This window comes from Prevotella sp. P5-126 (assembly GCF_002251185.1).
Lineage (GTDB): Bacteria > Bacteroidota > Bacteroidia > Bacteroidales > Bacteroidaceae > Prevotella.
This window is the reverse complement of record NZ_NPIZ01000050.1, coordinates 37,399-59,915: the sequence shown is the minus strand read 5'-3', so window position 1 is coordinate 59,915 and position 22,517 is coordinate 37,399. Positions and strand designations below refer to the sequence as shown.

16 protein-coding genes are annotated in these 22,517 nt (G+C 46.1%); 5 read left to right on the top strand and 11 right to left on the bottom strand.

All coding sequences use genetic code 11. The annotated features are described in order from the left end of the window. Positions 1-14: 14 nt before the first annotated feature. From CIK90_RS04685 to CIK90_RS04675, 3 genes are all read right to left on the bottom strand, one after another. Complete coding sequence (locus tag CIK90_RS04685; protein ID WP_158214955.1) at positions 15-3,095, bottom strand: two-component regulator propeller domain-containing protein; 3,081 nt, start codon at positions 3,093-3,095, stop codon at positions 15-17. Between the two features lie 135 nt (positions 3,096-3,230). Continuing rightward, positions 3,231-4,256, bottom strand: coding sequence for a LacI family DNA-binding transcriptional regulator (locus tag CIK90_RS04680; protein ID WP_094389777.1), 1,026 nt, complete (start codon positions 4,254-4,256; stop codon positions 3,231-3,233). 261 nt (positions 4,257-4,517) lie between these two features. Further along, positions 4,518-5,576 carry a DUF3810 domain-containing protein gene (locus CIK90_RS04675; protein WP_094389776.1) on the bottom strand — a complete coding sequence of 353 codons (1,059 nt, stop codon included), beginning with the start codon at positions 5,574-5,576 and terminating at the stop codon, positions 4,518-4,520. Between the two features lie 509 nt (positions 5,577-6,085). Between CIK90_RS04675 and CIK90_RS04670 the strand changes: the two genes are divergently transcribed. Then, positions 6,086-6,622 carry a DUF3237 domain-containing protein gene (locus tag CIK90_RS04670; RefSeq protein WP_094389775.1) on the top strand — a complete coding sequence of 179 codons (537 nt, stop codon included), beginning with the start codon at positions 6,086-6,088 and terminating at the stop codon, positions 6,620-6,622. A gap of 44 nt (positions 6,623-6,666) precedes the next feature. Next, on the top strand, positions 6,667-7,254 hold the full coding sequence (locus CIK90_RS04665; RefSeq protein ID WP_094464469.1) for an epoxyqueuosine reductase QueH: 588 nt from the start codon (positions 6,667-6,669) through the stop codon (positions 7,252-7,254). Between the two features lie 185 nt (positions 7,255-7,439). On the opposite strand, the gene CIK90_RS04660 is transcribed toward CIK90_RS04665, so the two are convergent. The 8 genes from CIK90_RS04660 to CIK90_RS04625 all read right to left on the bottom strand — a co-directional run bounded on the left by CIK90_RS04660 (position 7,440) and on the right by CIK90_RS04625 (position 19,231). Beyond that, on the bottom strand, positions 7,440-8,051 hold the full coding sequence (locus CIK90_RS04660; RefSeq protein WP_094389773.1) for a polysaccharide deacetylase family protein: 612 nt from the start codon (positions 8,049-8,051) through the stop codon (positions 7,440-7,442). Positions 8,052-8,088: 37 nt separating this feature from the next. After that, positions 8,089-11,466 carry a DUF2723 domain-containing protein gene (locus CIK90_RS04655; RefSeq protein WP_094446728.1) on the bottom strand — a complete coding sequence of 1,126 codons (3,378 nt, stop codon included), beginning with the start codon at positions 11,464-11,466 and terminating at the stop codon, positions 8,089-8,091. 89 nt (positions 11,467-11,555) lie between these two features. Continuing rightward, entirely contained in the window at positions 11,556-12,008 is a 453-nt protein-coding gene (locus tag CIK90_RS04650; RefSeq protein ID WP_094389771.1) for a YqaA family protein, read from the bottom strand. Beyond that, the gene (locus tag CIK90_RS04645) at positions 11,984-12,922 is read right to left on the bottom strand and encodes a hypothetical protein (RefSeq protein WP_144007225.1); all 939 of its coding nucleotides are present in this window, start codon (positions 12,920-12,922) and stop codon (positions 11,984-11,986) included. The genes CIK90_RS04650 and CIK90_RS04645 overlap by 25 nt, the downstream gene beginning before the upstream one ends. 16 nt (positions 12,923-12,938) lie before the next feature. Beyond that, positions 12,939-14,207 (bottom strand): phosphoribosylamine--glycine ligase, encoded by a 1,269-nt coding sequence (gene purD / locus CIK90_RS04640; RefSeq protein WP_094440289.1) that lies wholly within the window; start codon positions 14,205-14,207, stop codon positions 12,939-12,941. A 38-nt stretch (positions 14,208-14,245) separates the two neighbouring features. Next, positions 14,246-15,478 carry a phosphoserine phosphatase SerB gene (serB, locus tag CIK90_RS04635; RefSeq protein ID WP_094389768.1) on the bottom strand — a complete coding sequence of 411 codons (1,233 nt, stop codon included), beginning with the start codon at positions 15,476-15,478 and terminating at the stop codon, positions 14,246-14,248. Further along, complete coding sequence (locus tag CIK90_RS04630; RefSeq protein WP_371592545.1) at positions 15,475-17,703, bottom strand: DPP IV N-terminal domain-containing protein; 2,229 nt, start codon at positions 17,701-17,703, stop codon at positions 15,475-15,477. The genes serB and CIK90_RS04630 overlap by 4 nt, the downstream gene beginning before the upstream one ends. Next, complete coding sequence (locus tag CIK90_RS04625) at positions 17,690-19,231, bottom strand: THUMP domain-containing protein (RefSeq protein WP_094440288.1); 1,542 nt, start codon at positions 19,229-19,231, stop codon at positions 17,690-17,692. Before CIK90_RS04625 ends, CIK90_RS04630 begins: the two co-directional genes overlap by 14 nt. A 127-nt stretch (positions 19,232-19,358) precedes the next feature. On the opposite strand from CIK90_RS04625, the gene CIK90_RS04620 reads away from it, so the two are divergent. The 3 genes from CIK90_RS04620 (at position 19,359) to CIK90_RS04610 (ending at position 22,506) form a co-directional block, all read left to right on the top strand. After that, positions 19,359-20,621, top strand: a complete 1,263-nt coding sequence (locus tag CIK90_RS04620) for a HAMP domain-containing sensor histidine kinase (protein ID WP_094464468.1) — start codon at positions 19,359-19,361, stop codon at positions 20,619-20,621. Between the two features lie 336 nt (positions 20,622-20,957). Beyond that, a complete protein-coding gene (locus CIK90_RS04615) occupies positions 20,958-21,815 on the top strand; it encodes a hypothetical protein (protein WP_094464467.1) in 858 nt (285 codons plus the stop codon). Beyond that, on the top strand, positions 21,790-22,506 hold the full coding sequence (locus CIK90_RS04610; protein WP_254046277.1) for an HAD family hydrolase: 717 nt from the start codon (positions 21,790-21,792) through the stop codon (positions 22,504-22,506). The genes CIK90_RS04615 and CIK90_RS04610 overlap by 26 nt, the downstream gene beginning before the upstream one ends. Positions 22,507-22,517: the final 11 nt, after the last annotated feature.

Sequence of the window (22,517 nt, the reverse complement as noted above, 5' to 3'; positions counted from 1 at the left end):
ACTACTTTTTTCAATTATTTTATTTCATCGTCAGCATGGTCGTCGTCCATAATTTCAGCTTCTTCTACCATGCCTTTTGCTGGCAAGTCGATCACCATGATGGTTCCGCCACCAGGGTTGTCCTTCACTTCGATGGTGCCACCATGTGCCACTATGATGTCTTTGACAAGAGCGAGTTCGAGTTCGTCAACACCTGCTGTATGGTCAAACATATGTGGTTTATACTCATCAGCCACTCCGATACCATTGTCAGCCACTTGAATCTGTACGTTACCATTGTCCTTTCGAATGAGCCCAACACTAATGTGGCAGTTCTTGGCGGCAAATTTCTGTGAATTGGTAAACAAGATGTTGAGCATGCGCTTGATCAGAACGACGTCAAACTCCATAAAGAGTTCGTCGATAAGCATGACATTGCTAATCTTTACACCCTTGTTGCCTTTCACATATTCAGCACATTGCTTCTTAATCACTGCTACAAGGTCGGCATATTCCGTATGCATCATAAGGTGGCGCACAGGTTCTTCAACAACAGCATCTCCTGTTGCTGGCTGTTCTGCTGCCATCGATGCTTTCATCTCTGCCATCCATTGGCGCTTCTCCATCTCAAGGCGCAATGCGAAGGCGGCTTGGCGTTTAGCCTGACGACGCATATAATTCTTGCGCCACCACCAAATGCCAAAGGCGGCAACCAGCAACAGCATCATGATCATCCACCATGAACGCCAGAACGGAGGCTGTATGATAATGGTGAGTGTTGCCTCTTCACTACCAATGGTACCATCGTCGTTGAGCATGCGTACGCGCAGGGTATAAGATCCTGAAGGCAGACTCATATAAGTAATGTTGGGGTTGGCTTCTTCGGTTCTAATCCAGTCGTTGTTCACACCATCGAGGCGATAGAGGAAGCGCGAGCGGTGATGGATTTCGCCATTGGAACTTCCCAACTGAATGGTAAACTGGTCGTTGTATTTCAAGCGAACGGCACGACAGATGTTCAGTGCCTTACGTAATATGATGCGACCGTCAATCTTTTCACCAACCTTTACGTCCTGTTCAAAGAGTTTCAGGCCGCTGAATACGGGATATTCCTTATACTTCTCTTCGCGCATCAGCTTCGGATTGATGACATCAAGACCTTCCTGACCACCCACCAGGATAAGTCCATCGGCAGTCTTACAGATGGCACGCTGGTTGAACGGACCGTTCTGGAGACCGTCGTTGCTATTGAAAGTGCGGATGATAAAGTTCCATCGTCCGTCTTTTTGCTGCGGGATGACGTTTGATACGCCATGATCAGTCACCAACCATACCGTGTGGTTGTTGTCTTCCACCATGGCATTGACGGTAGAGCCAATGAGTCCGGAACGCATATCAATCAGATAGACAGCATTGGTCTTCGTGTCCCAGATGGTTGCACCCGATGAAGAGCCCTGCCAGGCAAGTCCCCGACTGTCCTCCATAGTACATATTGAGGATTCGGTAATACCGATGCCCTCTTTATTGTCAATAATATTGCGATTGATAATCTTGCCAGAAACGGGATTCACAATCGAATAGAAATTGGAATGGGATACCATCAACCAGTTTTTCTTCGTCAAATTGACAGTCGAGATATAGTCTGATACCAAGATAGAGTTATGGCTGGTGATAGGTGTGTCAAAGCGTCCTGCACGGGTTAAGCGCTGAATACCGTTACCCAATGTGCCAATCCAGATATTGCCCTGACGGTCTTCACATATCGACCAGATATTGTTATTGGCCAATTCACCCGGTTTACCCGATGAGCGGAAATTAGTGATAGCACCACCACGGAAACGTATCAGTCCACCTTCATAGGTTCCAAACCATACGGTACCGTCACGTGAAACCAACGAACTGACCATGGTATTGGTGGCAATGCCACTGTTGTTGCGGTCGAAAACAACCTGTTCGCCAGTTTTACGATCCATGCGAATGATACCCGCATCATTGGTTCCCAGCCAGAAGAAGGATTTATCGGAAGTGATGGTGGTGATATTTCCCAGATCAAGATGGCGGAAATTGGAGAGTCCCTCTTTAAACATATTGACGCCATTCATATAGGTACCAATCCAAATACGACCCTGCTGGTCGCGATAAAGAAAGCGGAGGGTGTTTTCGCTGATAGACGTACCGTCGTTTTTCTGAGTCAAGAACTGGCGCACCTCATGCGCTTGGCGGTCAACAAGAAAGAGTCCTGTATGGTCGGTAGCTATCCAAACGCGCTTTTTGCTATCCGAACAAATATCCCAAATGCTCAGTCCGTCAGGCAATTCCACGCCCCAGCGTTTCGCCAGTTCTTTATAAGAAAGAATCCAACGTCCTTTCGACTTCACAAAACAGCCTACCACGGTTATCATCCAGAGATTACCATCGGCATCGGTACGCAACTTACATTCCTGATTGTTGAAGAGTCCTTTCTCACGAATATAAGCATCTTTCCAACTAATCCAGTTTTTCTCTCTGTTGAAACAGAACACCTCACCATTGTGTGAAGATACCAACAAGCTCTTGCCTATCTCTGCAAAACTCGATACACCAAAGTCGGAATTGAACTCTTGGCGGCCATAACCGAAATTAAACTGCTTGGCTTCTTTGGTATAAGGATTATAATGCCAGAAACCAGTATCATAGGTTTTTACCCAAAAATGATGATGCTTGTCTATATAAAGGCGCTCGATACCACCCGCCACGCCGTGTTGCTGCAACCAACGCTCAGGATGTCTGTCACATGACTCGGTTACTGGGTCGAAGATGGTATAGTTCATACCCTGCTTCAACCATAGTTTTCCATCGTATGCCTCATAGATCTCATCCACATAATTGTTGCGTAGCGTAGTGGTATCTTTGGCGTATGAGTAGAATGTCTTGATACGATATCCGTCGTATCGATTAAGGCCATAGGGAGTTCCTATCCATACAAATCCCTTGGAGTCGCGCTTCACACAAAGAATCTGTGAGTTGCTCAGTCCGTCACGGGTATCAAGTCGGCTAAACTTAATGTCATCAATAGCAGCACCGACTGTCAGCACAAAGCTGACCATCAGCGTCAGTAACATGATCATCCTTCTCATATTTACAGTCATTAGCATCAATGCCAGAGGCATTTATTTTAGGTTTTACGAGTTATATATAATATGGTGCAAATGTACTCTTTTTTATTGAAAAGACCAAACATAGTCAGCCTTTTTTGGTCCTCGACCTACTACTTACTGCGGTTTTTTAGCCGAGGTACCACGGATGACCAACTTTTGTGGCACAATTTTGTGATATACGCCTGTATCACCTGCAATATTCTTGAGCAGCAATTGACAGGCTGTTGCACCCATTTGGTGAGCCTGATCGACGATGGCTGACATTTGCGGCGTGACGAATGCAGCATGCACGTCATCGGTAAAGCCGATGAGTGCCACATCGTCGGGTATGCGCAATCCTGCCTCACGAATGGCATTGAATGCGGCAAAGGTGATGATATCGTTGAAAGCCACTATGGCATCAGGTTTCTGCTCTTTAAGTAGGGTAACAGTATTGGAAAGTACGGCATCATAATCTATCGATCCGCATTTCACAAGTTCACGCTCGATGGGAATCTGATTTTCACGAAGTGCTTCAAGATAACCATGTTTACGACGCTGAACCATATCGAGGTGGTTAGGACCGCCGATAAAGGCTATGCGACGACTACCGGTATCTATCAAATGCTGAGTAGCCATCTGGGCGGCTTGGTCACCATTGGCTGTGACACACGAGAAGCGCTCTTTCAGACAAGTACGACCAAAGAATACCAAAGGAATGCCCATCTCTGCAATCTCCTCAAAGTGGCTGTAATCAGTAGTGGATTGTGACAAACAAGCTATAATGCCCTCCACATGGAGATTGATAAAGTTGTCGATGGCTTGTGTTTCAATATCAAATGATTCATGGCTATTGGCACTAATGACGCTATAGCCCGATCGTTTGGCCTCATCTTCTATGCCATCGAGTACCGCAGCATAATAGTGGGTCACCAAATTGGGCAGCACCACGCCAATAATCTTTGGAGCTTCTTTACGCAAACTCTGTGCAAAAGGGTTGGGGCGATAGTTGCGTAGTTTGGCTAAAGCCTTCACCTTTTCCTGCATTTCATGGCCTATTTCCGAAGAACTGCGCAGGGCACGACTGACTGTAGCAATACTCACATTGAGCTCTTTAGCCAGGTCCTTCAACGATGTTCTATGTTGCTTTCTATTGTTCATTGCTGCAAAAATACAAAAAAACTCGCAATGGCGCAAACGTTTACGTGTATTTTTTCATTCATTTTCTGTTTTTTATCATAAAATGTACATACCTTTGCATCAGCAAACAAGAAATAATTTTGTGCATAACAAAGAAAGAGTAATGAATAGTTGATAATAAGTTAGTTAGAAAACAGAAACTGGGATTGTCGCGAGACACACCCAGTTTTTTTTGTATCAGCCATTACCTATCCGTCTATAACACATTGTTTTATAGTCTATTCAACGGCGTTGCATCTGTCCTTGGCGTTGCTCCCATGAGAATATCAGCGCCACCACTTGCGAATAACTCTTCCGTCCGCCATCAACCCGATTGGTTCTCAGATAAAACTCATAGACCGCATTTTGCAAGTTGCCCAACCAGGTACTGTATTTCGAACGCCAATAGTTGCGGTCGGCAGATGCCATCTGCCTGATTTCCGGTCGTACATATTGCAGGAAATCTTCGGCTGCCACATCACCAAGTACAGCATCTACACTACGCAACACATGAAAGAAGATGGCATAATAGCCACAAAAGCGCATCGTGCGGTCGGCAGATGAAGTACAAACCTGATAGGCATAGAAATTGGCTTCACCCTCGTTGGTGATGCCAAGTAGATGAGCATACTCGTGGGCAAACGTGGATGGATACTCGTGGGCACGCAAATCGCCATTGAGCGTAAACTCGCAGAAGAAAGGACCCATACTGCCGGTCACTCCTACCTTGGAACTCAACGGAGTGAAAAGCATGGTCTTGGCTTGCGTATGAACATGGAAAGGGGCATGGACACCCATATTCTGCTGGGCTAAACGCTTATAACCTGCCACCACCAAAGACGGCACTCGCAGAGTATCATAAATGGCTGTTTTACTATAAGTGGCATTCAAGCTATCGGCATAACGCCATGCAAAATGTCGCAGTTGATCATTGTTGGCTTCATAACGGGGTGTATGACTTCGATGATAAAAATCAGACTGGGCATAGTTTAATCCCCATGCCAGATAGAACCACACATAGACCCACAACAGATACTCACCCACCCCAGCAATGGCATAGCCCACAGTTTTATTCTTCCGACGAACAGCATAGAACGGAAATGCCACAATACCGATGATACTCAAGGCTATAAACAAGTCGCCTATGGCAAAGGGCACATATCCTGACAAGAATGTCAAAACGGTAGCAACACATGGATAGACCGCTTGGGCATAATAGTCACCCAACCCACCTATACCTTGTACGGCAACAACGATTACCAAGAATACTACGAGTATCTTTCTACGTCTATTCCACTTCATATTCTATCGCATCTTTCAGAAAGATGCAGCAAAGATACACTTTTCTCTTCAATCCACAAAGGATGTTTATCGCTTTTTCTTCTATACTTCAGCCATCGGGAATGATACTATCCTACCGACAGATAACACATCCCGAACGGATCCCGAAGGCATCCCGAAGGAAAACAGCACCAATAGTATCGTCCATAAACAGGAATAGCATTGTCGTTTGCAAGAGCCATAAAAATATCAAAAGGCAACACCCACCATCACGATGGACATTGCCCCAAACCTAAATTGATAATTATGATTTGTGTTTATGAAAGTCGGTATTGTGGTCGTGCATCTCTTCATTCGTCTATAGAAATGATTTTTGATTGCCGGTGCAAAGGTAGCAATTATGGCGCCACATCATTTTAACATAACGGAATATCGGCACCTCATGTTTTGGTGCAAATCTGCCATTAGATTTGGGTATAAAGAAAAAAGATAGTAACTTTGCAGACCAACCAACAATTCAACGGCTGACAATGAAAAAGACTATTCTATACTTGATGACAACAATGGCTTGGCTACTGATGCTTGCCACGCCACTAACGGCCATGGCTCAGGAACCAACTACGCCACAACTCACTCACGTACTGACATTACATGTAGCATGTTCGCCAGCACAAACATTGGGAAATACTGCTATGGGCAAACGCATCGTCATACCGATTATAGGCGGACACTTCGAAGGAACACATCCCAACGGCAGCAGTTTCAAAGGAGATGTCTTGGCAGGCGGTGCAGACTATCAACTGGTAGATACCATACGCAACCGTACTCATCTTGAAGCCATCTACAACATCCGTACAGCAGATGGAGTGATGATTCATGTGCGTAACGAGGGAGTTCTGGCCAACCCTATCCTTCCCAACGGGAAAACGGGTTTCTACTTCAACACAACACCTGTGTTTGAGGCACCCACCGAGAGTTGTTATGCTTGGCTCAATGACGCAACCTTTGTTTGCACACCATTTTTCGAGCAGAACACTATCGGCTTGAAAGTTTGGAAAGTTAATTGACGGACCATAGAATTGTTGCTGACACAGACATCCTATACTACACAATGAAAAAAAAGAAAAACGATATCGAAATTCCAGAAGGCATCAACCGCATCATGCTACATGCCTGTTGTGCTCCATGTTCTTCAGCCATTGTAGAATGGATGATGGCACACGATGTGCGCCCAACTATCTTCTACTTCAATCCAAACATCTGGCCACATGAAGAATATGAAATCCGCAAAGAAGAAAGCAAGCGCCACGCCAATTCACTCGGCATCGAGTGGATAGATGGCGACTACAATCATGAAACATGGCTTGCGGCTATCAAAGGGCTGGAGGGCGAACCTGAACGGGGAGGCCGCTGTCTGCAATGTTTCCGTATGCGACTCATTGCCACTGCCATGGAGGCACAACGACGTGGTTTCACCACGATTGCCACCACCCTTGCCACATCACGTTGGAAGAGTCTTGACCAAATAGCAGCAGCAGGGAAAATGGCAGAAGAGGCTGTGCCAGGCATCCACTTCTGGGCGCAAAACTGGCGCAAAGGAGGACTGCAGGAGCGTCGCAACGAACTGTTAAAGCAATACCAGTTTTACAACCAGCAGTATTGTGGATGTGAATTCAGCATGAGAAAAGAACAGGAATAAACCATATTCTGTATGGTCCGAACATGGGCATCCATCACATTCAAAGATGCGGTGGTGTGCTGCAAATCCTACATTTACAGTCATATATTCTGTTTTTACAGCATCGCATGTGCACCTGCGCACATACGCACGCATGAGTATGCGTGCGCGTACATATTATGATTGTACAGAAACAAAAAAGGTGTTCATTCGAACACCTTAAATTCATAGCCTTGCTCACGCAACCATTCTATACTTGCTGGCAATGCCGTTTTCAGTTTATCAATACTCTTGAGAGAATCGTGGAATGTGATGATGGAACCGTTGCGAGCATAGCGTTTCACATTAGCCAACACATCTTCTGCCGTCATCCACTTGGAATAGTCTCGCGTGACAAGATCCCACATCACTATGCGATACTTTCGACCTAAGATGGCATACTGTTCCCATCGCATCCAACCATGTGGCGGGCGCACCAAATCAGTATGAAGATAGGCATTAGCCTTTTCTACATTATAGCAATACTGATGGATGCTATGACGGAAACCACTAATATGGTTGTGTGTATGATTACCCACCCGATGACCTTCGTCGATGACACGCTGCAACAATTCGGGATACTTACGAGCATTGTCGCCCACCATAAAAAAGGTGGCTTTGATGCCATAATGTCTAAGCGTATCAAGAATAAATGGCGTGGCCTCGGGGATGGGACCGTCATCGAAGGTCAGATATACTGACCGTTCGTGACGGTTCATCCGCCAAGTGGCTCTGGGATATAGCCACCTTAGCCATATTGCCGGTTGTTCTATTATCACTTGCAGTTAATACTTTTCATATTATCACTATCCACGATCAGCGATCTATGCCCTGTGCACCGCCACGCTCCTCAAAGGTGCGTATCATGCGGCTATACTGCTCGTAGTGTTTGTTGAACCATTGCTGATCTATCTGCTGAGCCACGAGAAGTATCTGCTGCAAATAGTAAGCATGGGCATAAGCATTATTCTTAGAGAAGGCAAACTGCTCAGCATTGAGGTTGTTGTACCAATTGAGGTATTGCTGAGAATTGTGCCACATCTCATTGAGCACCTTGATGGCTTTCTGCTTCTGACCTACCTGATACCATCCTTCTGCAATATCAAGCGAACCCGATGAGAATTCATGCGGGATATTATATGAAGGAAGCATCTTGTCAATGTAGGCAAGAACTTCAGCGGCACGCTTCTTGTCACCTTCCTCAATGAGTTTGTTGGCCAACTGCGACATGATGCGACGATGGCTGTAGCACATGCGCATCACAGTCTCATCGATATATATGCCCTTTTGGTTGAGTCCACCAAACTTGAAACGATGCATCACGTTATCATAGGTGCGCTTCGTATCGAAGTTGCGTGCGCCTTGAGCATTGGTAGTGAATGGTGTGATACGATATGCCAATCCTTCAGTCACCACATTGTTGCCAAGGTTGATATAACTACTCTCACCAACAGTTGCAGCCACGTAGATTGGGCGTTTCCAGTTACACTCAGCCAACATCTCCAGAATCATCAAGTCGCCTTTGTAGAGTGCACTCTTGCCTGCAAGCGAGATAACCATGCGGTCGGGAATGCTATCACTTGCCATCATCATACCACTCTTGCGTACTGCCTCCTTGTCGATAGTCATATAGAGTGTGTCGGTTGGAATGACGTGGAGTTCTGAATTTTTGGAACGTGCCCAATACTTCAATACATTCTTCAACTCAAATGGGTCATCACCAAACTGTGCTTTGGCAGTTTCGGGATCTTGCTTATAGAAATCGAGAACAGCCTGCTTCATATGAGGATCGATGGGCACATACTCGTTGGTACCAGTAACATACTCCAAACGATTCCATTTAATGGGAATGCCAGGAGAGGTATAAGCAGGACGACGCATCTGGTCTATATACCAATCGGTCTGCAGATACGACAGGTTGCAAACGCGCGCATCGGTGCGCACACCTTCTACATCCTGATTGTACCACAAGGGGAATGTATCGTTATCACCATTGGTATAGATGATAGGATTGCCCTCATTCTGCAGCGACATCAGATAGTTTTGTCCAAAGTCACGGCACGAATAACGACCACTTCGGTCATGATCATCCCATGTCTGACTACCCATTTGTATGGGAACAGCCAATGCCACTACAGCAATAACTGCGGCAACCAACACATTTTCTTTCTTCAGCTTGCGGTTCAACAGGTCGATGAGAGCTGCAACACCCATACCACACCAGATGGCAAAAGCATAGAACGAACCCGCATAAGCATAGTCGCGTTCACGTACCTGCTCAGGATTCTGATTAAGGTAGATGACAATAGCCAAACCTGTCATGAAGAACAGGAAGAACACAACCCAGAACTGGCGGATGCCCACTGGTTCTATATCTTCTTTGTCGCTACCGGGCACACGACGTTTGCGAGTGTACCACGACTGCCAGAAGAGTCCGATAAGACCGAGCATCAATGGCATCATATAGAATACATTGTGGCCTTTGTTGTTTTTCAACTCATCGGGCAATGTCGATTGGTCTCCCAGACGCCAGTTGTCCAACCAACTGAAACCACTTATCCAGTTGCCATGTTCCAATTCGCCCTGACCTTGAATATCATTCTGACGGCCTGCGAAATTCCACATGAAATAGCGCCAATACATGAAATTGCACTGGTATGAGAGGAAGAAACGAATGTTCTGCAACATGCTCGGCATCTTCACCGTAACCATCTCGCCACAACGATCGTATGCTTCTTCACTTCCATCGGGCTCTTCGCCCAACCAACTACGATATGAAGCAGCTTTACCTGAATCCCACATACGCGGGAACAGCATATTCTGAGCATATACATAGTCGTCCTTAGTACGTGCTACGAAGTATTCATCCTTCTCGTCGGCAGATGCTTTCTCCTTGCGCTGCCAAACAGGTGCGCCCTTTGTTGAGACTGGACGGCAATAGTCGCCCGCCTTCTCCAAAGCCACCTGTGAGGTATAAGCCTGACCGTAAAGCAACGGACGCTGTCCGTACTGGTCACGAGCCAGATAGTCGCCAAGGGTAAATATATCCTCTGGAGAGTTCTGGTCCATTGGTGGATTGGCTGCCGAACGAATGACAATGACAGCATATGACGAATAACCAATGAGGAGCATCATCATGCAGAGCAGAGATGTATTCTTGATACGTGAGGTGATGAGCAACTTGCCTTGGCGCTTATATTGAAGTACCAGCCAAATCAGAGCCAATACAACAATGCCGATAAGCACAGCCGACCAGCCATAGCCAAAGAAAGGAATACCCAACATGGCTACAGACAACAGAAATGCTATATTCTGACGTTTCAGACTTTGATCCTTGTAGGACTCATAGATCGCCCATACCAATGTGGCAATAAGCAGGATGATATAAACAATCTCACCTGTATTGAACGGACAACCAAACACGTTGACAAACAACAGTTCGAACCATCCACCCACACGAACAATACCCGGCACAAGACCATAGAGCACAGCGCCCAAGATGACTACTGATATCACCAAAGCGGCAATAGAGCCATACAGATCTTTACGTGAATCGGGCTGGGGACACTTGCGATAGTAATATACCAGCACGATGGCAGGCAGACACAACAAGTTGAGCAAGTGAACACCAATCGAGAGGCCTGTCATATACATGATAAGCACCAGCCAACGGTCGGAATGAGGCTCGTCGGCATGTTCTTCCCACTTCAGAATCAGCCAGAATACCAAAGCGGTAAATGCCGAAGAATAGGCATACACCTCACCCTCAACAGCTGAGAACCAGAAGGTATCGCTGAACGTATAAATCAGCGCACCTACCAGTGCCGAGCCTTCAATGGCTATGGTTTTGGCGGGTGTCAACTCGCTCCAATCCTTGACCAACAAGCGTCGAACAAGATGCGAGATAGACCAGAACAGGAACAGAATGGTTACTGCCGAGAGCAATGCGCTCATCGTATTGACCATACGTGCTACCTGCGAGGGGTCGCTGGCAAAATGTGAAAACAGATTGGCGGTAAGCATGAAGAACGGTGCACCCGGTGGATGTCCGACTTCGAGTTTATAGCCCGTAGAGATAAATTCGGGACAGTCCCAGAAAGAGGCTGTCGGTTCAATAGTAGAGCAATAAACAAAGGCGGCAATCAAAAAGGTGACCCACCCCAGTATATTGTCTAACAGTCGAAATTGTTTCATTGTGTATTATTAATTATGATCTTAATTACCTAATAAAATACAAAAGTACAATATTTCTATCGAAGCGCCGTATCTTTCAGCAATTTTAACTAGATAAAGATGCTTGCACCATAGATGAGCAACACATAGCGTAGTAACTTACCTATGCTGATGCTGACCAATGAGATGACTATATTGGCACGCATCAAGCCAAGAGCGATGGTAATACCACTGCCCAAAATAGGCAGAAAGGCAAAGAATCCCATCCATGCACCACGGCCACCCATGAAACGCGTAGCCTTGTCGATACTCTCTTTCTTGACGTGGAGATACTTCTCTATCCACTCCAAACGCCCCATTCGTCCAACGCCATAATTGAAACATGATCCCAACACATTACCTATCGTACCATAGACTATAAGGCCTATAGGGTCAAGCCCTGCCGCCATCAGTCCCACCATGACAGCTTCACTGGAAAAAGGGAAGAACGAACCAGCCACAAAAGCAGCTATAAGCATTCCCCAATAACCATAACTAATCAGAAAAGTAGTGATGATGTCCATAGATTATAAATTATCAGAAGTACAGCCATGAATAGCAACACCTGGAAGGTGATATTAGTGATACGGGTATGGGTAAGCGCCAGATAATGGGCCAGCAAGGGCGACACAAATACAATAAGCATGCGAGTAAGAATGTTGTAAAGCGTTGGCTGTAGCAACAAACATGCAAACATCAGCAATACCGACCAACTGAAGACATGGTAAAGTTGACGCACACGTATGCGGTCGAGATAACTTGTGCGAATATAATGCACTATACCTATTACACTTATCAGCGCCAATAGCAACAGCACAGCAACCTGACTCCCATCCCACGCGCTGAAGTCAAAGGGTTGACTCCATTCTGTCAATGCCATGAAATGGTCAGTTATCTGGTCGATACTCTGTTGATACACCGACCAGCATGTCCAAAACCAATAGGGAGTGAGCAAGCCAAAGAAGCCGGCAAAAAATGTACGCCACGACAAAGAGTGAAGCACAACACCATGCATCAACAACAGTAATGGTATCAAACATACTATCTGGACAAATGACAAACTGGCAAGTCCTATACACAGATAGGCATAATAGGAACTTCCCACCGATGTGTCATCTTGGTATGTTCGGAAAATCATCAGCAAGGCACCAACCACACACACTTGTACCCATGCACCTTCGGTTGAAGCAAACAATGGACATGCCACTGCCGAAAGCACCAAGAAGACACACGACACCATACGTGAATAAATACGGATGAGCGCATTGCTGTTGTTCAACTCTATCATCAGATAGGTCGAGACAACAAAGCACGCAAAAGATGCCCACCAATCTCCTTGTGTGAGTCCTGCCAATAACCACACCCCCGTCACACAAAGTACGGTGACAGGTAGTGTGAGTTTGCTTTCTGATATTCTATTCTGCAGTAGTTTCGTCATGCTTGAGAGCTATCGCTTAAAGGTCTGCACCTATATCACGACGGAAATACTTGTCGGTAAACTGAATTTTCTGGGCTTCTTCAAATGATTTCTGCAGAGCCTCGGCCTTGTCCTTACCATAAGACGAAACGGCAATTACACGTCCGCCATTGGTTAGCACCTGACCATCCTTAAGGGCAGTTCCGCTATGGAACACGATACTTCCCTCCACTTGGTCAATACCGGTAATAGGATAGCCTTTCTTATATTCCTGCGGATAACCACCGCTAACAAGCATAACACATACAGCAGCTCGTTCGTCAAATGCTATTTCGCGCTCGTCGAGATTGCCTTCAGCCACTCCCTCAAACAAATCTACGATATCGCTTTTCAATCGCAACATGACACTTTCGGTTTCTGGGTCACCCATACGGCAGTTGTATTCGATAACCATCGGTTCCCCTTCAACATTGATAAGACCGAAGAATATGAATCCCTTATAGTCAATATTTTCAGCTTTCAAACCTTCCACAGTAGGACGGATAATACGGTCCTCCACCTTCTGCATCCACTCCTTAGTGGCGAAAGGTACAGGTGTAACACTACCCATACCACCAGTATTCAAACCGGTATCATGTTCGCCAATGCGCTTATAGTCCTTGGCTTCAGGCAGAATTTTATAGTGATCGCCATCGGTCAGCACGAACACCGAGCACTCAATACCACTCAAGAATTCCTCAATAACCACTTGCGAAGAGGCATTGCCAAACATTCCGCCAAGCATTTCCTTGAGTTCCTTTTGTGCTTCTTCAAGTGTAGGCAGAATCAAGACGCCCTTGCCTGCACAGAGTCCATCGGCCTTCAGCACGTATGGAGCTTGCAAGGTTTCGAGGAAACGCAATCCGTCTTCAAGATGTTCTCCGTCAAAAGTCTGATAGCGTGCAGTAGGAATCTGATGACGTTGCATAAATGCTTTTGCAAAGTCTTTCGATCCTTCCAGTACTGCACCTTGTTTAGAAGGACCTATCACTGGGATGTCCTTGGTGCGTGAATCGGCTTTCAACTCATCATAAATACCTTTTACCAATGGGTCTTCTGGACCTACGATAACCATATCTATGGCTTTCTCTACACAGAAAGTCTTGATGGTTTCGAAGTCATCAGCCTTCATGGCCACATTCTCACCACAGTTGCCAGTACCGGCATTGCCTGGGGCGATGTAGAGTTGCTCACATTTCGGACTTTGGGAGATTTTCCATGCCAGGGCGTGTTCACGTCCGCCGCTGCCTAAAAGTAATATTTTCATATCTTGTTACACCTTATTATATTAATGGAATGGTTATTTTATAACTTGCCTTGCTCGCCAAGGTAGGAATCTTTAAATCCAAGGAAATAAAGCACGCCGTCAAGTCCAATGGTATTGATGCTTTGCTTGGCATTGGCAACCACGCGCGGTTTGGCATGGAATGCGATACCCAGTCCTGCTTCTGATATCATGGGCAAGTCGTTGGCTCCATCACCTACGGCAATGGTCTGTGCAAGATTGACTTTCTCTACCTGAGCGATGAGTTTGAGGAGTTCCGCTTTCCGGTGTCCGTCAACTATATCCCCAACATAACGTCCAGTCAACTTGCCGTTATCGTCAATCTCCAGTTCGTTAGCATAGACATAGTCAATACCATATCGACGTTGGAGATATTCGCCAAAATAGGTAAATCCTCCGCTGAGGATGGCAATCTTATACCCGTAACGCTTGAGGATAGTCATCAGTCGGTCCACACCTTCTGTTATTGGGAGATGTTCAGCAATATCCTTCATCACGCTGACATCCAATCCCTTCAACAATGCAACGCGTCTGGTGAAGCTCTCTTTGAAGTCTATTTCACCACGCATAGCACTCTCGGTAATGGCGCGCACCTCTGCACCTACTCCTGCCCGATCTGCCAGTTCGTCGATACATTCAGTTTGTATAAGTGTCGAGTCCATATCAAAACAGATGAGCCGTCGCATTCTGCGGAACATATCGTCGCGTTGGAACGAGAAATCAATTTCCATATCTTTCGACACCTGCATGAGTTTGCTTTGCATCTCCTTGCGGTTGTTGGGTTCGCCACGGAGAGAGAATTCGATACAAGCTCGCACATGGTTTGTTGGATTCTTGATGCTCTTTCTACCTGTCAGTCTGAGGATGCTGTCGATATTAAGCCCCTGCTCGGTGATAATCAGCGATGCTGCCTCTATCTGCCGTGCATCCAACTGGCGTCCCATAACTGTTAGGATATAACGGTTTTTGCCTTGATGTCCCACCCAGTCTTCATATTCATCGTCAGTAATAGGCGAGAATCCGATGTTGACTCCCAGTTCTGTGGCTTTAAACAAAAGTTCTTTCATGACTTGTCCGGAATGTGCTTCCTTCAAGCGCATGAGTATTCCCAGCGAAAGTGTTGAGTGGATATCGGCCTGACCGATATCGAGAATCTGCGCATCATACCGAGCAAGGATTCCCATGACTGAGGCCGTCAATCCAGGGCGGTCCTGACCTGTGATGCGCACAAGTATCTGTTCTTCTTGGTTCATTTCAGATAATCTTCAAAATACTGTGTAATACGTTCATGCAGATGCACGCTCTGATGTCCCCGCATATTGTGTGGTTCGCCCGGATATACAAAGAAGTCGGGCTGTGTTCCTGCTGCGATACATGCTTTAAGGAAAGTGAGGCAATGTTGTGGCACTACTGTCACATCATTAAGTCCCTGTATGATTTGCAGTTTTCCTTTGAGATTCTTAGCCTGATAGAGCAATGATGTTTTTTTGTAACCTTCCGGATTGCTTTGTGGAGTTCCCATATAGCGTTCGCCATACATCACTTCGTACCAATGCCAGTCGATAACAGGGCCACCAGCCACACCGACTTTGAAGACATCGGGATAATTGGTCATCAACGAAATGGTCATAAATCCACCAAAACTCCATCCGTGTACACCGATTCGGTCTGCATCCACATAAGAGAGTGTCTTTAGGAATTCCACTCCCTTCATCTGATCTTTCATTTCTTCCTGTCCCAGTTGATGGAATGTAGCCTGTTCGAAATCCTTGCCACGATGTTCACTTCCGCGGTTATCGAGGATAAAGGTGATGTATCCTTTGCCTGCCATATAGCTTTCCCATCCACGGCTACTATAATGCCAACGTGCATCGACGTTGTGTGCATGAGGTCCACCATAGACATATACTACAGTAGGATATTTCTTGTTAGGATCAAAATCCGCAGGTTTCACCATACGGTAATAGAGATCGGTAACGCCATCTGCTGCTTTAATGGTACCACAACTGAACTGCGGAATAGAATATCCCATCCAAGGATCTTTTGCCTGGAAATAAGAAACGGCCTTTGCCTTAGTGGTTTGCACGATTTCTATACGACGTGGAACGGTCGGAGTAGAATAGTTATCGAGGATATAGTTGCCGCTTCCGCTGAGTTTGGCATTATGCCAACCCTCGCCATTTCCTAATAATGTTCGTTTGCCGGTCTTTACACTTACCGCATAGATATTCTGTTGGATAGGACTCTTTTCGTTGCTGGCAATGATAATGGTCTTCTGTTTGGCATTAAAACCAATCATTTCCAGGACCTCCCACTTGCCAGCGGTCAGTTGACTGACTTCGAGTGATTCGGTATTGCCGGCCATTCTGCTACCGTGCTTGCCAAGTGAACAAAGGTACAGGTGATTATATCCATCCTGACGACTCTGCATGATAAATGAGTTAGCATCCCATGGCAAGAAGACGATGGGATGTAGAGGTTCCACATACTTCTCGTCGGTTTCTCGATAGAGTTCAGCAGTTTTATTGCCTGTTTCTGCACTATAAGCGACCAGGCGACTGTCGTTCTGCTTGCGGTTCAATTCAAACATATAAACCGTTTTGCTGTCTGGACTCCATGCCACATTGGTGAAATAGCGGTCTGTGGGATCGCCAGCCTTGAGATAAATAGTCTTTCCTGTAGTAAGGTCATACACACCTACAGTCACCTGATGTGAAGTCTCGCCAGCCATAGGATATTTGTCGGGAGCCAGTGTGGCGATGCAGGAACGTTTTTCTTCTGGGTCGAAACCGATTTCCGGGATATCCACTTGTGGATAATCGGTCACCATCGACTGGTCCATTCTATAAAAGGCCAGTTTGTTTCCATCGGGACTCCAGAATGTTCCTTTACTGATGCCGAACTCATCACGATGCACAGCCTGTCCATAAACCACTTCTCTACTGCCGTCGGTTGAGAGTTGCACAGTCTGTTGCTTATGGTTGCAGACAAACAGGTTGTTGTCTTTCAAGAAAGCATAGGCTGTCTGTTGAGCATTGGTTTCCAACAGATTTTCACCGTCTTTCAACTCGAAAGAGCTGACCAAGGCATGTTTTTTGAAATCGACCATATAGGTTTTGCTACCTTGGCTAATCACCACAACGCTCTTGTTTGCAAATGGAAATTCTGCATTATATAGCGTACGAACCTTAATATCCTTTGTTGGTGCAATCCATTGGTTAATCTGGCTGACATCAAAGAGACGGGTTTCTTTACCGTTAGCTTTATCTACCAGATAACAAGCATCCACATCGAGGCGAACGAGTTGGTCTCCCCACCATGCAGTCCACCGGTTCTCCGGCACCATATTCCGATAGTTTGTACCACCGAAATTAAGGTCCTCAAGTGTAAAATTCTTCTGTGCGTTCATTGGAGATACAGTCATCAACATAGTCATGCAGACCATCAACGCCTTACTACAATATTTAATCATTGTCATCTTCTAATCTTCTTTTGTTACGGTCAAAGCCACGTCCACCGCCGCGTTGCTTTTTACCTCCACTTCGGTCAAAGCGCTCATGCCCCCCACGGTTCTCGCTCTTGCGATAGGGTTTGCGGTCATCGCGCGAATAACGGTCATCACCACGATCGTCACGTGAATAGCGGTCGTTGCGTCCGCCACGTTTCTGGAAGCGGTCATCACGGCGGTCGCCTTTAAATTCGCATTTCTCTAAAGAGCGGAATCGGAATGTGCGTATGTCTGCCTCTTCGTTTTCTTCTTTCTCGTCAAGTCGTTTTTTGAATTCACGATTCTGCTTGAAGCGGCGTTTCTCAGCCATCTGACGTTTCTCTTCGTCGGTTTTGACGGTACCGCCTTCTGCACGGAAGTCTTTCATCTTTCCGTCGAATATCTGATATTTGCGGAACTCACATTCCAAGCTGCCATTGTAAACGGGAATCTTGATGCTTGGCTTAAGACCGATCTGATCGAAGCACTCCTCACGATAGCTGAGTATCCAAGCGTCGTTGTTGAGGAATTGATGTTTCAGGCGTTCGCCAATCATCTTGTAAGTGCCAAGCAGGTCAGGGGTAGAGATGCGTTCTCCGTATGGCGGATTGGTAACAATAATGCTTTTCTCCTTCGGTTGTGTGAAGTTTTTGAAATCAGCCTCCTCTACGGTAATATCGTTGAGAAGCCCAGCAGCACGCACATTAAGGCGCGCAGTATTGACTGCCTTGATATCAACGTCATAGCCATAGATATGGTGAGTAAATTCTCTTTCGCTGGAATCGTCATTATAGATGCGGTCGAACAGATCGCTATCGAAATCGGGCCATTTTTCAAAAGCATACTCCTTACGGAATAGTCCTGGAGCCATATTGTGGGCAATGAGTGCTGCCTCAACGAGCAACGTACCGCTTCCACACATAGGATCGATGAAGTCGGTTTCGCCTTGCCATCCTGTCATGAGAATCATACCGGCAGCCAACACCTCATTGAGCGGAGCTTCTACCGACTCCTGACGATAGCCGCGACGATGGAGCGATTCACCACTTGAATCGAGCGACAACGTACATTTGTCTTCTGCGATATGGATATTCAGACGGATATCAGGATTTGCCACCGAGATATTGGGGCGTTTTCCTGTCTTTTCGCGAAATTGGTCAACAATGGCATCCTTCACTTTATAGGCCACAAACTTAGAATGGCGGAACTCTTCCGAGAACACCACAGAGTCAACGGCAAACGTTTTGTCTAAGCCGATGTACTCTGACCAATCGATTTTTTGCACCTCCCGATAGACATCATCAGCTGACAGAGCCTTGAAATGCTTAATGGGTTTAAGAATACGGATAGCAGTATGCAACTGAAAATTGGCTCGATACATCATTTCTTTATCGCCCATAAAGGACACCATGCGGCGTCCTATTTGCACTTCGTTTGCGCCCAGTTGCGTCAATTCCTTCGCCAAGACGGGTTCCAATCCCATAAAGGTCTTGGCGATCAGTTCAAATTCTTGTGTCATTATGTGTATTTATAAATATGGTGCAAAGTTAACTGAAATGCCGCAAATTGCAAAATAATTCCCGTTTTTTTTCATTATTCTAAATCTTTTATGTAATTTTGCCCATCGCAATATTGCCAATTCCAATATGACAAACCTAACAGACACCATATTTCTATCTATCCGTTCATGGCTGACAGCCGATGTTCTTGCATGGATTATAAGCATTCCACTTATTATTTTTTTGGCAATTTCTTGGTTTGTGCTGACACGCAGAGTCAAACGATTAAAGACTCAAGTAGAGGCCATGTCCGACGAAGTTGGCAACATTGAATACGACTTGGTGCTTAAAGCAATGAAGCTCTCCACTTGGCGAGTTGACGTACCTTCGATGACCATCAACGTAGAGAGCGACTATCGTGAAGGTAAAGACCTTTTCATACCGCAAAAGGGAACTCCTGTAGAAAAGATTTTCAAACACATCTCCACCGAACAAGTGCAAGCAGTTCGCAACGCCTTTCTCAACCTTGCGGCAGGACGCGAGGAAGAAACCTATCAGGAATACCAAATGACTAATGCAGCAGGAAAAAAGTATTGGGCTGCCATGTTTGCCACCATTGAGAAGCGGGATCTGAACGGGCGCCCACTAACCATAGTAGGAGCAACCACATGTATAGACACCACCAAGCAGGCGGAACAAGAACTACTCGAAGCTCGCAACCACGCCGAAGAGAGCGACAGACTGAAATCAGCATTCCTTGCCAACATCACTCACGAAGTACGCACACCTCTCCACGCCATTGTCGGATTTAGCGATATTCTACCTTTGGCACAGAGCGATGAGGAGCGCCAGAATCTGATAGACCTCATCAAGCAGAATAATGCACATCTGCTACGCCTATTCGATGACATGATGAACGTCTCCAAACTGGAAGCAGGAAGCTACCAAACTATAGAAAATACAGACGTCAGCATACTGGAAGTCTTGCGTGAGATTGCCGACAAATACACCACACCATGCAAAGAAAAAGGATTAACAATTGTTGTTGATAATACAAACAACCACCTATTACAAACCGACCACGACCGCCTAAAGGAAATTATCAATCAATATGTCAGCAACGCAGTCAAGTTTACCGAGACTGGAGAAATCCGTTTGGGCTACACAAAGAAAACCGATCGCATCAGCATTTGGGTAAGAGACACAGGCATCGGCATTCCTGCTGACAAATGCAACGACCTTCTTTTCGAACGCTTCGTGAAGGTCAACGAATTTGTTCCAGGCACGGGAATTGGCCTAAGCATCTGCCGCAATTTGGCAAAAAGTCTGAAAGCCAAGGTTGGAGTAGAATCGGTCATGGGCAAAGGTTCCATATTCTGGATTGATTTTTTCAACGAGAGAAAAGAGTAAATTGGAGACATCATATCGCCTTGACATGCTTACCGCCACCCTTCGGGATGCCGTCGGGATGCCTCCGGGATGGTTTCTGAATAGCTTCGGAACATTTTCAAACCGATTTCAAAATCGTATTTCCCTACGCAACAAGACTCCGAAATCCATCATCACGTCCTTTTTGCAGCCAGCCCCCGTTTATTTGCCAACAAACGGCAATAATCGCCATTATTTTGTAAGAAAATAAATAAAAAAGGCAAAACTTTACGTAGAAAACAAAAAAATGTTCAAAAGTTTTCTATATTTGAATAATAAGGAGTATCTTTGTATGCTTTTTAATGCGTAATATAAAATATGTACGACAGTCAAATAGTCATGATAAGCCGGGCCCATCGGTATTCGCCCAACAGCGTAGAGAAGGACACGGCCATATTACATGAAGTCGGTTGCAGATTGCTCGACAAAGGGCTTCGTATAGCAACATATTCGGAAGACGAGAAAGAAAAACCGCTTCCTCAAGCAGAGGTGTATGTGACCATGGGACGCGACGAAACGGTGCTGCAAGAGCTTAAAAGAAAGCAACAGCAAGGCGCCATCGTCATCAACAGTCCGGAAGGCATTATCACCTGCTGTCAGCGCTACCAACAAATGCAGATGCTGGAAAGCGCCGGAATAAATGTTGCACCGCATAAAGGCAACAACGGTTATTGGGTCAAACGAGGCGATGCTTCGGCACAGACATCAGCGGATGTACTGTTCCGCCCAGACTACGAAAGCGCCATGACCACGGCAAATGAGATGAAAGCCAAGGGGATAACGGAAATTGACATACGGGCACACATCACCGGAGACCTTGTGAAGTTTTACGGTGTCACCGATACAGACTTTTTCTGCTACTACTATCCAGGCGATGATGGGCAAAGCAAATTCGGCGACGAACAGCGCAACGGCAAGCCCGCCCACTATCCGTTTGACAAAAAACAATTGCAGCAGATGGCCAACCAAGCCGCAACACTACTGCAGACAGGCATCTACGGAGGTGACTGCATCATACAGCCAGACGGAACCCCCGTATTGATAGACTTCAACGACTGGCCCAGTTTCTCAAGATGCCGGACCGAAGCAGCCCAAGCCATTGCAGAACACATCGTTCAGAAAGCAGGACTGCAAACAATAAAAAAAGGAAATGACAGAACTGACAAACATGCTTAAGACGAAAGGCTATATTTTCGACTATGGCGGAACACTCGACACCGGAGGCTGCCATTGGGGAAAAGTACTGTGGCACACCTACCAACAGGCAGGCGTACCCGTGACCGAAGCCCGCTTTCGCGATGCATACGTGCACGGCGAGCGGACATTGGCCAAGAATCCTATCATACAGCCAGACTACACATTCCGTCAAACCCTCGACTCTAAGCTGCACATCGAGATGGAATATCTCGACTGTCTGAACTACCACGACCAAGTACTCGACCTGCTTTATACCGAGGTGTGCAGACACACCGCAGAAAGTCGTGCAGTACTCCTGCAACTCAAAGAGCGAGTGCCCATGGTACTGGTGAGCAACTTCTACGGCAACATCTCAACCGTACTCCGCGAATTCGGATTCGATGGCATCTTCGACCATATCATAGAGTCGGCGGTGGTCGGCGTACGCAAACCGGACCCACGCATCTTCCAACTCGGAGTAGAAGCCCTCGGCATGAAAGCCGACGAAGTAACCGTAGTAGGCGACAGCATCGACAAAGACATCATCCCCGCACATCGTGCAGGATGCAATACCGTATGGATACGAGGCGAACAATGGACTGATGACCCAGTAGATGAATCACAGGCCAATCTCGCTATCGACAACCTCACAGAACTGTTAGACAACAATAATATAAAATACATATATTAAAAACTAAGTGT

Excerpts from the sequence above, each read along its gene's own strand:
- CIK90_RS04655 (WP_094446728.1), bottom strand. The coding sequence starts at position 11,466 with ATGAAACAATTTCGACTGTTAGACAATATACTGGGGTGGGTCACCTTT.
- CIK90_RS04675 (WP_094389776.1), bottom strand. The coding sequence starts at position 5,576 with ATGAAGTGGAATAGACGTAGAAAGATACTCGTAGTATTCTTGGTAATC.
- CIK90_RS04685 (WP_158214955.1), bottom strand. The coding sequence starts at position 3,095 with ATGAGAAGGATGATCATGTTACTGACGCTGATGGTCAGCTTTGTGCTG.
- serB (WP_094389768.1), bottom strand. The coding sequence starts at position 15,478 with ATGAACCAAGAAGAACAGATACTTGTGCGCATCACAGGTCAGGACCGC.
- CIK90_RS04610 (WP_254046277.1), top strand. The coding sequence starts at position 21,790 with ATGACAGAACTGACAAACATGCTTAAGACGAAAGGCTATATTTTCGAC.
- CIK90_RS04665 (WP_094464469.1), top strand. The coding sequence starts at position 6,667 with ATGAAAAAAAAGAAAAACGATATCGAAATTCCAGAAGGCATCAACCGC.
- CIK90_RS04645 (WP_144007225.1), bottom strand. The coding sequence starts at position 12,922 with ATGACGAAACTACTGCAGAATAGAATATCAGAAAGCAAACTCACACTA.
- CIK90_RS04670 (WP_094389775.1), top strand. The coding sequence starts at position 6,086 with ATGAAAAAGACTATTCTATACTTGATGACAACAATGGCTTGGCTACTG.
- CIK90_RS04680 (WP_094389777.1), bottom strand. The coding sequence starts at position 4,256 with ATGAACAATAGAAAGCAACATAGAACATCGTTGAAGGACCTGGCTAAA.
- CIK90_RS04630 (WP_371592545.1), bottom strand. The coding sequence starts at position 17,703 with ATGACAATGATTAAATATTGTAGTAAGGCGTTGATGGTCTGCATGACT.
- CIK90_RS04615 (WP_094464467.1), top strand. The coding sequence starts at position 20,958 with ATGTACGACAGTCAAATAGTCATGATAAGCCGGGCCCATCGGTATTCG.
- purD (WP_094440289.1), bottom strand. The coding sequence starts at position 14,207 with ATGAAAATATTACTTTTAGGCAGCGGCGGACGTGAACACGCCCTGGCA.
- CIK90_RS04620 (WP_094464468.1), top strand. The coding sequence starts at position 19,359 with ATGACAAACCTAACAGACACCATATTTCTATCTATCCGTTCATGGCTG.
- CIK90_RS04650 (WP_094389771.1), bottom strand. The coding sequence starts at position 12,008 with ATGGACATCATCACTACTTTTCTGATTAGTTATGGTTATTGGGGAATG.
- CIK90_RS04625 (WP_094440288.1), bottom strand. The coding sequence starts at position 19,231 with ATGACACAAGAATTTGAACTGATCGCCAAGACCTTTATGGGATTGGAA.